Origin of the sequence: Flexithrix dorotheae DSM 6795 (assembly GCF_000379765.1) — a bacterium.
GTDB classification, from domain to species: Bacteria; Bacteroidota; Bacteroidia; order Cytophagales; family Flammeovirgaceae; genus Flexithrix; species Flexithrix dorotheae.
The window spans coordinates 1-15,329 of sequence record NZ_KB903443.1; the positions used below are offsets into that span (position 1 = coordinate 1).

At 37.1% G+C, this 15,329-nt stretch carries 9 protein-coding genes; 4 read left to right on the plus strand and 5 right to left on the minus strand.

Annotated elements, in window-relative coordinates; genetic code table 11:
• Positions 1–252: 252 nt before the first annotated feature.
• Positions 253–2,019, minus strand: a complete 1,767-nt coding sequence (locus tag A3EM_RS45870) for a tetratricopeptide repeat protein (protein ID WP_020529121.1) — start codon at positions 2,017–2,019, stop codon at positions 253–255.
• A 482-nt stretch (positions 2,020–2,501) separates the two neighbouring features.
• Between A3EM_RS45870 and A3EM_RS42545 the strand changes: the two genes are divergently transcribed.
• Positions 2,502–6,371, plus strand: a complete 3,870-nt coding sequence (locus A3EM_RS42545) for a T9SS type A sorting domain-containing protein (protein ID WP_020529122.1) — start codon at positions 2,502–2,504, stop codon at positions 6,369–6,371.
• A gap of 60 nt (positions 6,372–6,431) precedes the next feature.
• Here the strand turns inward: A3EM_RS42545 and A3EM_RS42550 are convergent, their stop codons facing one another.
• Together A3EM_RS42550 and A3EM_RS0115420 are read right to left on the minus strand one after the other, a co-directional pair.
• A complete protein-coding gene (locus A3EM_RS42550; RefSeq protein WP_020529123.1) occupies positions 6,432–7,427 on the minus strand; it encodes a glycosyltransferase family 2 protein in 996 nt (331 codons plus the stop codon).
• A gap of 122 nt (positions 7,428–7,549) precedes the next feature.
• The gene (locus A3EM_RS0115420; RefSeq protein ID WP_020529124.1) at positions 7,550–7,816 is read right to left on the minus strand and encodes a hypothetical protein; all 267 of its coding nucleotides are present in this window, start codon (positions 7,814–7,816) and stop codon (positions 7,550–7,552) included.
• 313 nt (positions 7,817–8,129) lie between these two features.
• On the opposite strand from A3EM_RS0115420, the gene A3EM_RS0115430 reads away from it, so the two are divergent.
• The 3 genes from A3EM_RS0115430 to A3EM_RS0115440 all read left to right on the plus strand — a co-directional run bounded on the left by A3EM_RS0115430 (position 8,130) and on the right by A3EM_RS0115440 (position 13,692).
• Positions 8,130–10,427, plus strand: coding sequence for a TonB-dependent receptor (locus A3EM_RS0115430; protein ID WP_026210321.1), 2,298 nt, complete (start codon positions 8,130–8,132; stop codon positions 10,425–10,427).
• Between the two features lie 25 nt (positions 10,428–10,452).
• Positions 10,453–10,938, plus strand: coding sequence for a thioredoxin family protein (locus A3EM_RS42555; RefSeq protein WP_157637912.1), 486 nt, complete (start codon positions 10,453–10,455; stop codon positions 10,936–10,938).
• Positions 10,939–11,157: 219 nt separating this feature from the next.
• Entirely contained in the window at positions 11,158–13,692 is a 2,535-nt protein-coding gene (locus A3EM_RS0115440; RefSeq protein WP_020529127.1) for a sodium-translocating pyrophosphatase, read from the plus strand.
• Positions 13,693–13,748: 56 nt separating this feature from the next.
• Here A3EM_RS0115440 and A3EM_RS0115445 read toward each other — a convergent pair whose 3' ends face one another.
• On the minus strand, positions 13,749–14,864 hold the full coding sequence (locus tag A3EM_RS0115445; RefSeq protein ID WP_020529128.1) for a tyrosine-protein phosphatase: 1,116 nt from the start codon (positions 14,862–14,864) through the stop codon (positions 13,749–13,751).
• 32 nt (positions 14,865–14,896) lie between these two features.
• Complete coding sequence (arsN2, locus tag A3EM_RS0115450) at positions 14,897–15,325, minus strand: arsenic resistance N-acetyltransferase ArsN2 (RefSeq protein ID WP_020529129.1); 429 nt, start codon at positions 15,323–15,325, stop codon at positions 14,897–14,899.
• Positions 15,326–15,329: the final 4 nt, after the last annotated feature.

Here is a 15,329-nt window from a genome sequence, read left to right on the forward strand (position 1 = left end):
TTCTTATTCTTTTGATAAACACCATCTCCAAGACTTTCCTGAAAGACTTCCCGACCTAACTTTAACCACAATTCGGTAAAGCTTTTTTCATATTCATAGCCACTGGTTTGGTCGGCTTGTGAAGCATACCAGCTGGCTAATTCTTCCTTAAATTTTTTGGCTAACTGTTCTTGATTCATGTTTTGGATAGTTTGGTTATTGTACTTTTACAAGATAATACTTTTTATTTCCCAATGCCCAGTTTTTTTACCCTCAGGAAGTCCTTCGTACACCCCTGTAGTAAGCCACTCCTCTGAAATTAAAAATATTGGCATGCTTTAAATCAAGCTCAATTGCCCTGTTATAGGAAATTATGGCAGTATCATATTTTTGCAGATCAGCAGCCACAATTGCCTTATAGTAAAAATACTGAGGTTCCTTTTCATTCAACTTTTCCAATTTTTCGAAATCCTTAAAAGCTTCCTCCTTCATATCCAGGCTATAATAAGTATTTCCCCTGTTGAAATAAGCTTTTTCAAAAGTGCTATCCTTTTCAATTGAGATGGTAAAATCTGGCAAAGCATTTTTAAAATCATTCAGGTAATACTTGGAAAGTCCTCTTCGGTTGTAAGCATCTGCATAGCCCGGATTTAGCTCCACCGCTTTGTTAAAATCGCTTATGGCTCCATAAAAATCTCTTTTCCCATTTTTGGCTGCTCCACGGTTGTTGTAATAAACCGCCTCACCGGGATTTATATTAATTGCCTTATTGTATTCAATTATTGCATCTTCAAAATTGCCCGCTTTAAAATGGGCAATTCCCAGTTCATTAAAATGTTCACTTTGCTTAAAGACATTATTTTCTTTAGCTTTCAAATTTTCAGGAATTTCAAATAGACTTTCCTTCACTTCTTCTAAAAATTTAATTTCATCAAAATTAAAATGATTCACCATATCAAGTGTCACCTGCTTGATTCGTGATGGGATTGGAATACCGTCCACATCCTTGATATCATACAAATATTCCAACTCATTATTTTTATCCGTTCTGCACACAAAAAAGGAAACTTTATCCACAAATTTGGTAATCCTTGCCTCCTCTTTTTCAAAAACAATTCTATAAGCAGGTATATCATCTACAAGTGCTTCATTATATAGCACCACTTCATAGCCCTCATCAATCAGGCTTTGTAAATGATTTTTCTTATAGACAGATTTTTCCTTAAATTCCTCTACATCAAAATCCTCTACGGAAAGCTCGTCCGTCATAGGGTTATAAGACCAGGATTTTACGCCATTGGCAGCCATTAAAAAACTAAGGTTTTGCATTTCCATTTTCATGTAAAACTTATCTGGGTAGGCAAAAACAGAATAAGCCGGCATCTCCATTTTATTAATGATTACTTTTCCTGAAAATTCCAGGTTTACTGATGCTCCATCAAAAGGAGGGTTCTGCTCCCCATGTTTCCTGACTAGTTCCTCAAAAGAAAGATCAGGTTTTCCTTCCAAAACCCTGGTCTCACCAAATAACTTAATATTATTTTTAATTTTGTCCCCTATCTCAATCATCTCCTCTTTTGTTAAACCAGATTCCTTCTTGAGGTTATACCTGGCTTCCTTTTTTCCTTCCGGGTTCAACCAATACCCTGAAATGGTTTCAGTTTGTGTAATTGGAAATTTATATAATCCTCCAAACTTCATATCATAACCCTGTGTAAGTTCGTAATCACGGAGATAAAGTGTATCATTTTTTAATTCCCCTTCAAATTTGGATTTACTATTGAAATAATCCGGCCAGTACATAGTTCCGTAAACTTTACATTTCTCTACTTTTTCCACAGCAACTACCATCATAAATGTGGTTGGGGAATAGTCAAGTTCCCATTGCCCAAACCATTTTCCAACAAGATGTTTTACCTCACATTGGGAAGTTTTTTGTTTTGGCTTTTTTTGGCCAATCGCCTCTCCACTACCAAAAACCACCAACACCAATAGACAAAAACTGATTTCTCTTAAAACAGACATTCGATTATTTTTCATTAAAACTGGATGAATTTGTTTACGGATTTAAATCCGTTCTATTATTAAACTTTTTATTTATAAAATTATTTATAAATAGATATCAGGCTATCAATAAAAAAAGAGTGAATTTTGAAAATTTAACAAACATTCCCACTAATTGGGCTTAAGCTTAATAAGATTAGGATAAGGCACACCAAATCAGCAGATATCCTTTTTTATTCTTTATACCAATCTATTTTTCGAATAGCAAACAACCTATTCAACCCTGTCAGAAATCCCACAAGTTTAATGTGAATGTAACATAAAAGTAAATTTAGATTTCTCATAAAGTTTAAACTTCGTAATTATATTTGCCCACCTACCAAATTACAATAAGCAGTTGCTATAAAAACTATTATAATACAAAATTATATTGAAATCATACAATTTCTCAATCCTTGTAATTGCATCTGAACTTTTTAAAAAAACTAATCGAATCATTTAAACTACGTCCATTTAAAATGAAAGTAAAAAAATTACTATTTTTCAAGGCCAAAACAGTCCTTGTCTTTACGCTATTTTGGGTAATGGGATACCAGATATATGCCCAAACACCAGTTTTTATTAATGAAATCCACTATGACAATGCCAGTACTGATGTTGGTGAAAGCATAGAAATTGCCGGACCTGCAGATACTGATTTAACCGGATGGAGCATTGTGTTATATAATGGAAGCAATGGCAGTGTTTATAATACCTCTCCTTTATCTGGAACAATCAATGACCTTGGGAATGGTTATGGAGTTGTTACACAAACCTATCCTTCAAATGGCATCCAAAATGGAGCTCCTGATGGAATTGCCTTGGTAAATGCCGGAGGATCTGTCATTCAATTCTTAAGTTATGAAGGAACTTTTGCAGCTGTAGAAGGTCCTGCGAATGGCCTTACAAGTACTGACATTGGAGTAGCTGAGACCTCCAGCACACCTGAAGGAGCATCCCTCCAACTTAATGGGACAGGAACTAATTATGAGGATTTTACCTGGTCTATACCAGCAACGTCCACTTTCAATGCATTTAACATTGAGCAAACTTTTGGGACTCCTGTAGTTAAAATTGTTATCAATGAAATTGATTCGGACAATCCTGGGACTGATGCTTTGGAGTTTATTGAACTTTACGATGGAGGAGTTGGAAATTCACCCCTGAATGGCTTGATAGTAGTACTGTATAATGGCAGTAACGATGAAAGTTATAATACCATAGATTTATCGGGAGAAGTAACCGATGCCAATGGCTATTTTGTAATTGGTAGTGCAAATGTTACAAATGTAGATTTAGTGGCATTCACCACAAATGGTTTACAAAATGGTCAGGATGCTGTGGCGCTTTACATGACTGATCCAGCCTTATTCCCAAACAATACCCCGGTTACTACTACTGATCTTATAGATGCAATAGTTTATGGAACAGGTGACCCCGATGACACTGAACTCAGTATTTTACTGAATGCAGGTCAGGCCCAACTGGATGAAAATATCAATGGAGATAAGGACAATCAATCTCTACAAAGAATTCCAAATGGAGAAGGTGGAGAAAGAAATACTTCCAGTTTCGCAGCCACCACTCCAACTCCGGGAGCTTCCAACGCTCTTAATGTACCAGTTGCTGATTTCGTAGTAATTAATGAAATTGATGCAGACCAAATCAGTACTGATGCCGGTGAATTTATCGAATTGTATGATGGCGGAATAGGAAATACAGCATTAGATGGCCTAAGTATTGTATTTTACAACGGATCTGACAATGCCAGTTATGCGGCTTATGATTTAGATGGATTTACGACCAGTAACGATGGCTATTTTGTTTTGGGAAATGCGGCTGTTGCGAATGTAGGGTTAGTTTTTCCAGATAATTCATTCCAAAACGGGGCTGATGCCATTGCACTGTATAAAGGAGATGCAGCAAATTTCCCAAATGATACACCTTTAAGTCTTACTGATTTAATTGATGCGGTGGTTTACGATACTGATGATGCAGATAATCCAACCTTACTTACACTATTAAATAATTTAGAACCTCAGCTTAATGAAAATGAAAACGGAGCTAAAGACACTGAATCCCTGCAAAGAATCCCTAATGGCGATGGGGGGCAAAGGAATACTTCTGCCTTTTCAGCTGCCACGCCCACTCCAGGTGAGGCCAATGATGACTATGTTAATCCACCAACAGGTGATCCTATAAGCATAGCTGAAGCAAGAAGTAAAGCTATAGGAGAAACAGTTACCATTCAGGGGATATTGACGGTAGCTGATGAATTTGGAGGACCAGCCTATATTCAGGACACTACTGGAGGGATTCCGATTTTCGATAATTCTATTCATGGAAACGGTTTATTTCAAATTGGCCAGGAATTGAAAATCACTGCGGAAAGAACTGAATTTCAGCAGCAAATTCAATTGGGAAATGTTTCTGCAGTTACTTTATTAGGCGCTGCTTCAGTACCTGCTCCGGTTGATATTACTCTTGCTGAACTAGGTATTTACGAAGGCCAGTTGGTAAGAATTGCCAGTGCCACTTTCCCTAACCCCAATAATTTGTTTTATGGAAATAGTAATTACATTATTTCGGATGCCTCGGGAAGTGGAGAATTGAGAATTGACGGTGATGCAAGTGGTTTATCTGGAAAAACCCAGCCTGAAAACTGTGAGGTAATTGGAGTGGTGGGAAGTTTTGCAGGAACTCCTCAATTACTCCCAAGATATGGATCAGATCTTCCTTGTGCAGAGGCCTTTACCCCTCCTCCTGGATCAGGTTCATCAGAAACTGCCCTGGATATTGTTACCTGGAATATTGAATGGTTTGGAAATACAGGAAATGGACCTTCTCCTGAATCTGAGCAAAAAGACAGTGTAAAATCTGCTATCCTGCAAATGGATGCTGATATTTATGCCCTACAGGAAATTGCCGATGAAAACTTATTGGCACAATTGGTTAGTGAACTACCAGCATACGATATGGTAATTCAGACTGATTTTGTCTCATATCCTCCAAATGTTCCGGGAAATTCCCAAAAACTGGCCTTTGTTTACAAAACCGCTATTATTGCTCCGGTTTCCTCTAAAGGATTACTGGCTTCTATTCATCCCTATTATAACGGAGGAAATACCAGTCTGCTGCCGGGCTATCCCGATCCGGATGTATCCAGATTTTATGCAAGTGGAAGACTTCCATTTTTATTGGAAGCTGATGTAAACATAAATGGGACCACTGAAAGGGTTCATTTTGTAAACTTACATGCCAGAGCCAACAGCAGCAGTGATGCCCAGCTTAGATATGAAATGAGAAAATATGATGTAGAAGTATTGAAAGATAGCCTGGATGTACATTTCTCCGACAAAAATCTGGTTTTATTGGGTGATTATAATGATGATGTGGATGAAACCGTAGCGGATATTTCCAGCACAATGGTCTCTTCTTATGAAGCATTCGTAAATGATCCTGATAATTATGCGGTTAAAACTATTTCCCTAAGCAATGCCGGTTTTCGCTCTTATGCCTTCAGAGAAAATATGATCGACCATATTACCCTCTCTAATGAATTATTTGATAATTTTAATGAAGGATCAGAAATAGTGCATTTGGAATTTTTTAGCGGAAATTATACTAATACTACTTCCGATCATTTTCCTGTTTCATTAAGTCTTAATTTTGAAGAAGATATCCCTGAATCTCCTGTTTCTGGCTTTACTATGGTTAATCCCAAAACAGGGAAAGATATCGGATCATTAAATGATGGGACTATTATTAATATTCAGGATTATTCTGCTGAGCAAAGAACAAGTTTTATTGCAATCAAAGCGGAAACTGCTGAAAAAGAAGTAGAAAGTATTTATTTCAAACTTGAAGGAGATTACAATTGGAGATGGGTGGATAATAAAGCTCCATACAGCCTATTTGGAGATTTCTGGAAATTCTATTTTGGAAGAAGGCTAAGAGCAGGGAAATATACCCTTTCAGCTACGCCATACAGTAAAAATTATGCAAAAGGGGAAGCAGGTATTCCATTATCCATTTCATTTGAGGTAATAGATGGAACCGCATCCAATTCCCGAATTGCAGCAGAAATAAATGATCTGGAACTTCCAGAGATAACTTTTGATGTTTACCCTAATCCCTCTTCAGGAGATGTAAATTTCTTTGTAAATCTTCAGGAATTTCCTTCAGCCAAATTATCGGTTTACAATGCCATGGGGCAATCTGTTTTCCAAAAACAATTATCCCAAACCGGGGTGGAAATTATGGACTTTAGTAAACTAGGAAAGGGCATTTACTTTACGAAGTTTATTTTAGGAGATCGTATTCAAACTAAAAGATTTGTAATCGAATAAGCTATAAACAAATTACATTACAGAAAATCCATTGTCTTTCGATAATGGATTTTTTGTTTTCTAAATCCGCTTACCGTATTTCAGCCTGAAATAAATCCGGTAGGGGCCGTTTGCGGGAAACCTCATCCTTCCTAAAAAAAGGATTATTCGGTCTGAAATTTTCAGCTTATCGGTTTGCTTCAATAATTTGAAAAATTTGATGACAAGAGGAAAGTTTTCGGTAAAAAGAGAAAGCTTCATATGATACCTGATAGATACTGCCAAAGCCTGATTTTCGGTCTTGGTTTTATTAAGGTCAAAAGCCTTATAACAAACTCTTAAAGTAGAATGCAAATGCCGGTTGTTCTTTTTTTGATAAAAATGGGAAGTACTGGAATTTGAAATCACCCTTTTCTGCACAAGCACTTCATCGATGAAATGATATTTGTAATTTCTGCCTGATCTCACCCAAAAATCATAGTCCTCATAACTTAGCGATTCGTCATACCCACCCAATTCGTCCAATACCTTTTTCCGCATCATCATGGTAGGACTACAAATTACCATTTTTCTAATTAATTGCCTGTAAATTTCCCCGGAAGGGACTTCAGCAATTAATTTTCCCTTATGATTCCTTTTATAAAAATTTCCAATTTTATCAGACTTTTCATCAATGAGTTCGGCATCGGAAAATACCACTCCAAATTCAGTTGAAATGGAATTAAAAGCTTGTATCTGAGTGGAAATAGTGTGAGGAAATAATTTATCATCTGCAGCCAGGTCAATAATATAAGCTCCTTTTGCCTCCCGAAAACCTGCATTAAATGCTGCACAATTTCCCCTGTTCCGAGAAAGTCTTTTAAATTTCACCTGAGGATAATCCTCAACAAACCTTTCAATAATTTCAGGGCTTTTATCCTTACTGCCATCGTCAACCACAATTAATTCAATATTGGGATAGGATTGGGCCATTACGGAATGGAGACTTTCCAGCACAAACTTTTCGTGATTAAAACTAAGACAGATTACACTAACAAGTGGATTGGGATTGAGGGGAACTTCCAATGGCTTAATCAAATTTTAGTGGATAAACATACAAACCCAAATCTGAACAATAGTTTTAAAAAAACAAAAACTTAACCCCAAACACCAGCAACTTGTGTAGGATTAAGTTTTACTATAAAAAAATACTTCAGGTTTCAGATAGTTGCTCTGTTTCCCAAGTCCAATTCATTGGCAATTTTCAAAATCTTATTTCTAACTTTTTTTACCAGTTTTCTATAATCATGTTTTGAAATCTCTCCGCTTCTGTTCTCTCCTTCCAAATGATAATATTCTCCGCTTACCTTCAGGACCTGATTATAATGAGAAATGTCATTGTCTTTAAGGTAAATTTCCAGCTCATCAATTGCAGGTTCAATATAATCAATAGCCAATAATTTTTGAATTTTTGCTGAGATCTTCATAATGTTTGGGTATTTGGTACTATTAAAACAAAATCAATGGAAATTAATTCCTGGAAATTATAAAGTTTATACCTTAAAACCCTGCTAACTGATTATTGGTAATATTTAAATAGGTCCTGGCGGTTATTTCATTTTCCAAACCAATCTCCCCCTTTTAGCTTAAGTCATTTTCAAAAAAAGGCAGAAAATATATTCAATTTAAAATAAATTTAGACAAGTCTAAATTTATTTTTTTGCATACCAAATTAAATTTAACTAGATTTGAAAATAAATTATACAACAAGACTAAAAACATCATTCCATAAAACTAATTATGAAACCTTTTCTACTCATTTTTTGCTGGATTTTTACTTTGTTATCAGTTCATAGTCAGGACAAGGGAAGTATTTCAGGTAAAATAATTTTTAATGATGAACCAGTTGAGTTTATTAATATTGGTCTATTAGGCACCAATCTTGGAAGCACATCAGATTCTTTGGGACATTTCCACATTAAAAATATTCCGGTTGGAAGCTACCAAATAATTGCTTCGGGTATAGGCTATGAAACTTTTAAAGAAAATATTGAGATACAATCCAATTTGACAACGCTTAACATCAACCTGAAAGAAGGAGAAACTACTTTAGCGGAGGTGGTTGTTTCAGGGACGATGAAGGAAGTTTCCAAACTGGAGTCTCCAGTACCCATTGAAGTGTATACACCACTTTATTTTCAGAAAAACCCCACTCCCGCCCTTTTCGAAGCCCTTCAGATTGTAAACGGTGTAAGACCGCAGGTAAACTGTTCGGTTTGTAATACAGGGGATATTCATATTAATGGGATGGAAGGGCCATATACCATGATTTTGATCGATGGGATGCCCATCGTAAGCGGACTTTCCACGGTTTATGGTTTAAATGGTATTCCCAATAGTATGGTAGAGAGAATTGAAGTGGTAAAAGGCCCTGCATCCACCTTGTATGGCTCGGAAGCAGTAGGAGGATTAATTAATGTGATTACCAAAGTACCATCGAAAGCACCAGTTTTTTCGGTGGACGTATTTGGTACAAGCTGGGCAGAAATTAATACTGACCTTGCTGAAAAGTTTAATGTAGGGAAAAGTACTTCCATGGTTGGGGTGAATTATTTTGATTACAGCAATCCCATAGATAATAATGGAGACGGATTCACCGACCTGACCAATACCAAAAGGATATCAGTATTCAACAAATGGAGTTTTGGAAGGAAATCGAATAAACTGGCCACTTTAGCCGGAAGATATGTTTATGAGGACCGTTGGGGAGGGGAAATGGACTGGACTCCGGCATATCGTGGTGGTGATGAAATTTATGGAGAATCGATTTATACGGAAAGATTTGAATTAATTGGGAATTATCAACTTCCCATTAATACTGAAAATGTAATGTTAAGTGTTTCACTCAATTCCCATTATCAAAATTCGGTATATGGGGATGTTCCTTATTTGGCTGATCAGAAAATAGCCTTTGGGCAATTAATCTGGGACAAAGAAATTGGAAATCACGATCTTCTTTTTGGAGCAGCAATGCGATATACTTATTACGATGATAATACGCCAGCTACCAGAATTGGAGAGGAAACTAATGGAACAAATAATCCGGAAAACACATATTTACCTGGGATTTTTGTTCAGGATGAAATTACCCTTAGTCCTGTAACAAAGCTCTTATTGGGAATGCGGTATGACCATAACTCTCAACATGGCAATATTTTCACTCCAAGATTTAACTTAAAATGGGCCCCAAACCGAAACAATATTTTCAGGTTCAGTGGTGGAACAGGCTACAGGGTAGTTAATCTGTTCACAGAAGATCATGCAGCTACTACTGGAACCAGGAATGTTATCATTGCTGAAAAACTTAGCCCGGAGCAATCCATTAATTTAAATCTCAACTATCAGAAATTTGTCCATATTGGGAGCAGTATTTTATCCCTGGATGCAAGCCTGTTCCACACCAGGTTTTTCAATAAAATTATTCCAGATTACGATAGCAACCCCTCCCAAATCAATTATTCCAACCTGGACGGCTATGCAATTTCCCAGGGATTTACCTTAAACACAGATTTGTCATTTAGTTTCCCCTTGGTGATTAATGCCGGTATCACTTTGCTTGATGTTTATGCCATGGAGGAAGATGAAGATACAGGAGACTTGACCAGAGAGGAGCAATATCTTACAGAAAAAGCTTCTGGTACATGGACTGTTTCCTATACTTTCGATAAATCCAAAATATCCCTGGACTATACCGGGAATGTTTATGGCCCAATGAAGTTACCACTAATTTCTGAATGGGATGAAAGAGCACCTTATTCTCCTACTTATTCTATTCAGAATATCAAAATAAGCAAGGCTTTTAAAAATGGATTGACTATATATGGAGGGGTGAAAAATTTACTCAACTTTACTCCTGCCAAAAATTCCATTGCACGCCCATGGGATCCGTTTGACAGACAAGTGGAGTATGATGGTGAAGGAAATGTATTACGCACTCCGGATAATCCACAAGCCTTGTTTTTTGATCCGGCATATGTTTATACCTCCAATCAGGGAATCAGAGGGTTTATTGGCCTGAATTATATTTTTGGCCATTAATCTTCACCCCGAAAAAAAATTTGCCATGCGTCCTAATATTCACTTCTATATCATTGCACTAATTTTCACAGTCGGCCAGGGTTTCGGGCAATCCTCCGAAATTTCCTGGCTGAATTTTGACCAACTGGAAGATACTATGCGCTCCCATCCCCAAAAAGTGATTATTAAGATAGAAACTGACTGGTGTAAATACTGCAAACTGATGGATAAAACCACTTTTAAAGATCCTGAAATTGTAGCAGTTTTAAATGCAAATTATTATTTGGTGAAGCTGGATGCAGAGTCCAAATCAGACATTAAATTCCTTGGACGAAACTATACTTTTAAACCCAGTGGAAAAAACAACGGTATTCATGAATTGGCTGAAGTTTTGGGAAGATCCGGAGATGGTTTGGAATACCCTACAATAACCTTTTTAAGCGAAAGATTCCAACCCATAATTAATAAGAATGGTTACCTCAATAAAAAAGACTTTCTCCGGCTCATTACCACTGTAAAAGACAATTTTTAAATAATCTCTTCTCCCTTCTCTGACTGTATTCATTCCATTTATCCAAATTTTACTTAAAAAAAACTCCCATTTCAATAATTACTTAGAAGTATGATAGAATAAGCACGGATAATTCCTTTCCTGTTTTCTTTTTTTACCTCAAATCCCTAGCTTTGCAGCCTTACCATTGGGAACGTTTTAACTTATTACCAAAAACCATCAATTCATAAACAATAGAAAATGGAAAACATACTTTATTTGCTTTCAATTCCAGCTTTTGGACTAATAGCAATTCTTTACGTTGTGATCAAATCCGGATGGATTTCCAAACAAAGTGCAGGAGACGAGAAAATGCAAAAGCTCGCTGACCACATTGCAGAGGGAGCCATGGCATTTTTAAAGGCAGAATGGAAAGTTCTGGCTTATTTTGTAATTATAGCCGGTATTTTACTGGCCTATTCAGGAACATTGGTGGAAACATCCCACCCCTCTATTGCACTCTCATTTGTGTTAGGCGCTGTATTCTCCGCATTTGCCGGATATATTGGGATGAACATCGCCACCAAATCGAATGTCCGAACAGCTGAAGCTGCCAAATCAAGTTTACCCAATGCCTTAAAAATCTCTTTTGCCGGAGGTTCTGTAATGGGAATGGGAGTTGCAGGTCTGGCTGTAATTGGACTTGGTTCATTGTTTATTCTCCTTTACTACGTATTCGTAATACAGACCGGAGGAGATGTGAATGGTGTTGAAATGGAAAAAACACTGGAAGTATTAGCAGGTTTTTCACTTGGTGCTGAATCGATTGCCTTATTTGCCAGAGTTGGTGGAGGTATTTATACAAAAGCAGCCGATGTGGGAGCTGACCTGGTAGGAAAGGTAGAAGCCGGAATTCCTGAAGATGATCCCAGAAACCCGGCAACGATTGCAGATAATGTTGGGGACAATGTAGGAGATGTTGCAGGTATGGGAGCCGACCTATTCGGTTCTTATGTTGCCACTGTTTTGGCAACCATGGTATTAGGCCGTGAAATTGTTTCTGATGATAATTTCGGAGGAATCGCTCCAATCATTGTACCTATGGTTATTGCCGGAATCGGTATAGTTTTCTCCATGATAGGTACCTGGATGGTGAAAATCAAAGACAATAACGGAGATGTACAAAAAGCTTTAAATATTGGAAACTGGTTTTCGATTATTGCTACTGCAATCGTTTCAGTATTCGTGGTAGACTGGTTTTTACCTGATAACATGGTGCTAAGAGGATATGAATTCACCAAAAATGGTGTAATGATTTCAGTAATCATTGGATTGGTAGTTGGAGCATTGATGTCAATCATTACCGAATATTATACAGCCATGGGAAAAAGACCGGTAAATTCCATCATCAAGCAATCATCTACTGGTCATGCCACAAATATTATTGGCGGGCTGGCTATAGGAATGGAATCTACTGTACTTCCAATATTTGTTCTTGGAGCCGGTATTGTGCTTTCCTATTCTTTTGCCGGATTATATGGCGTTTCTATCGCTGCTGCAGCCATGATGGCTACCACTGCCATGCAATTGGCAATTGATGCATTCGGTCCAATTGCTGATAATGCTGGTGGTATTGCCGAAATGAGTGGGCTGGACAAAGAAGTTAGGGAGAGAACAGATATTCTAGATGCGGTTGGAAATACTACTGCAGCGATTGGTAAAGGATTCGCCATTGCCTCTGCTGCATTAACTGCTCTTGCACTTTTTGCAGCATTCGTGGGAATTGCCGGAATTGACAGCATTGATATTTATAAAGCTCCAGTACTTGCAGGTTTGTTCCTTGGAGGGATGATTCCTTTTATTTTCTCTTCATTGGCAATTTCTGCAGTTGGTAGAGCAGCCATGTCCATGGTGGAAGAGGTAAGAAGGCAATTCAAGGAAATTCCCGGTATTATGGAATATAAAGCCGAACCCGAATACGAAAAATGTGTGGATATTTCCACCAAGGCTTCTATTAAGGAAATGATGGCACCTGGATTAATTGCATTACTAGTGCCTCTATTGGTAGGATTTGGCTTTTACGGAGTTTTTGAAAAAACCCCTTCAGCCGAAATTCTTGGAGGAGTTTTAGCAGGCGTAACGGTTTCAGGTGTGTTGATGGCACTTTTCCAATCTAATGCGGGTGGGGCTTGGGATAATGCTAAAAAATCATTTGAGAAAGGTGTTGACATCAACGGAAAGATGGAATACAAAGGGTCTGATGCGCATAAATCTTCCGTTACGGGTGATACTGTTGGTGATCCCTTTAAAGATACTTCCGGACCATCTATGAACATTTTGATTAAATTAATGTCAATTGTTTCATTGGTGATTGCACCACATATTGCCGTTGATCATGCCGGGCATGGCACTTCACAGCATGAGAAAATAAAGATTGAACAAAAGGTAAAAGTTACAAATACCGAAACAAGCCAAAATACAATTGTAGATTATGTTCCTGAAGGACTGATAGACATTATTTTCACCGAAAAAACTGAAGGTTTAACCAAAGCACATGAAGACTGGCTGAAAGGGCTTGCTATCAAATTAGGCATGGATGAGTCTGTAAAAATTGTGCTTGAGGCTGAAACTAATGAAAAGCTTAAATTTGATCTAAAAGAAAGAGAGCAATTGATTAAAGACTTTTTTGCCAAAGAAGGAGTAAGTGAAGACCGAATAGCCCTGAATATGGAAATTCTTGAAGGCGGAAACCATAGCAATATCACGAGAGACGTTCAAATAAAAATCGTGCAATAAACATCTTATTTCTGAATTAAAGGGTTGAATGATAAAAGAAACATTCAGCCCTTTTTTTATTGCAGGTAAATTTTCCGCATGGCCACCATTTTGTCTTTCCCCATTTTTAACTCATTTTCAAAGTAGTTCTCCCAACCTTCATATTTTTCTTTTATAGCCAAAAATGAATTTTCCAAATAGCTTTTATCTACAAATAAAAAGGGTTCCATAACATTCCTTTTTAAAAAGTACCCTCCTTTTTCCAGAATATATTCATTATCATAAGTCCGGTAAAAATTTGAAAGTAAATAATCTTTAAAAATAGTCTTTTCGGGTACACCCAGGGCTTTAAGGAAAATTGCAGCAGCAAAACCAGTTCTATCCTTGCCTGCTGTGCAATGAAAAACCAGAGGAAGATTTTTTTCATCACTTAAAATCTCCATGATTTTGGTGAACTGTTCGCTGGCTTCAGTCACAAAATATTCGTAAATATCTTTCAAAATCTCTTTGCCATCCAACAAATCCCCTCGTCCGGAAAAAACCATTTTTTTAATAAATTTTTCATGATTTCCCTGGGCAATATTCAGGTGGATATGATGCTTCACTGAGGAGGGTAATCTATCGGGGCTGGATTTCATTTCAGTTTGACTTCTAAGATCGATTACCGTCTTAAAATTTAAATCGGATAATTTTTTAAGATCGGCTTTACTCAATTTTCCTAAATGATCAGCCCGAAAAACTTTACCCCATTTTATTTTTCGTCCCTCTCTGGTAAAATATCCACCCAAATCCCGAAAGTTGCAGGTGCCATCCAGCTGAATCAATCGCTGTTTTAATAGAATAGGTTTATTACGGTCTACAATCAGTTCAAAAAATGACTGGTCGCGAAATTGGTCTGAATTTAATTGTAAAATATTTTCATTCTTGGTGGAAGCTACATCTTCAAGACTAAATTTCCCTTGTTTGTATTTTAATTCTTTTAGACTAAAATCCCCTGTTTTTAGTATTTCAGGGAGATGAATTTCCAAGCCATTCTGCTCATTTTGATGTAACTCCGGTAGCACATTATCTCCTACCAGAAGTGAATAATCAGGCTTTATATCAAAATCATGTTTTTTGTTTAATCGCAAAAAACTTTTCAAACCGTTATCCAGGTAATACCAAATCAGCTTACTTACAAATGATATGTGCATTAATTATTTTTTTATTATAAATCCTGTTGAACTTAGGACAGTTCCATCATAAGGCAATCTGCCGAAGCCGGACAAACGGAAGCAAATTCAGTTGTATTGATAATTTCTTCAGGCACTTTACCCCGCTCTGTTTCAGTAAAACCCAAATCTATAAAAAAGGGTTTAGCAGTGGTGGTAAGTAAAAACACCTTTTTTACCTTCTTCCCTTGTAGATAATTTAAAGCATAGCTACATAATTTCTTTCCCAATCCGGTTCCTTTTTTACCATCTGCCACTACTAATGAACGTAAAAGGGCAGTTTCGGGAAAAATCTCCAGACCTACCACCCCATTTAATTGCTGTTGATTCTTTATTCCAAAAAATTCAACCTTACCTGAAATATCTTCCACAGGCAAATTATTTTCAGTTAATAGTGCTTTTATCTCTCCCAGGTCTAACTTTGAAAGCGGTTCGATTCTCATAACT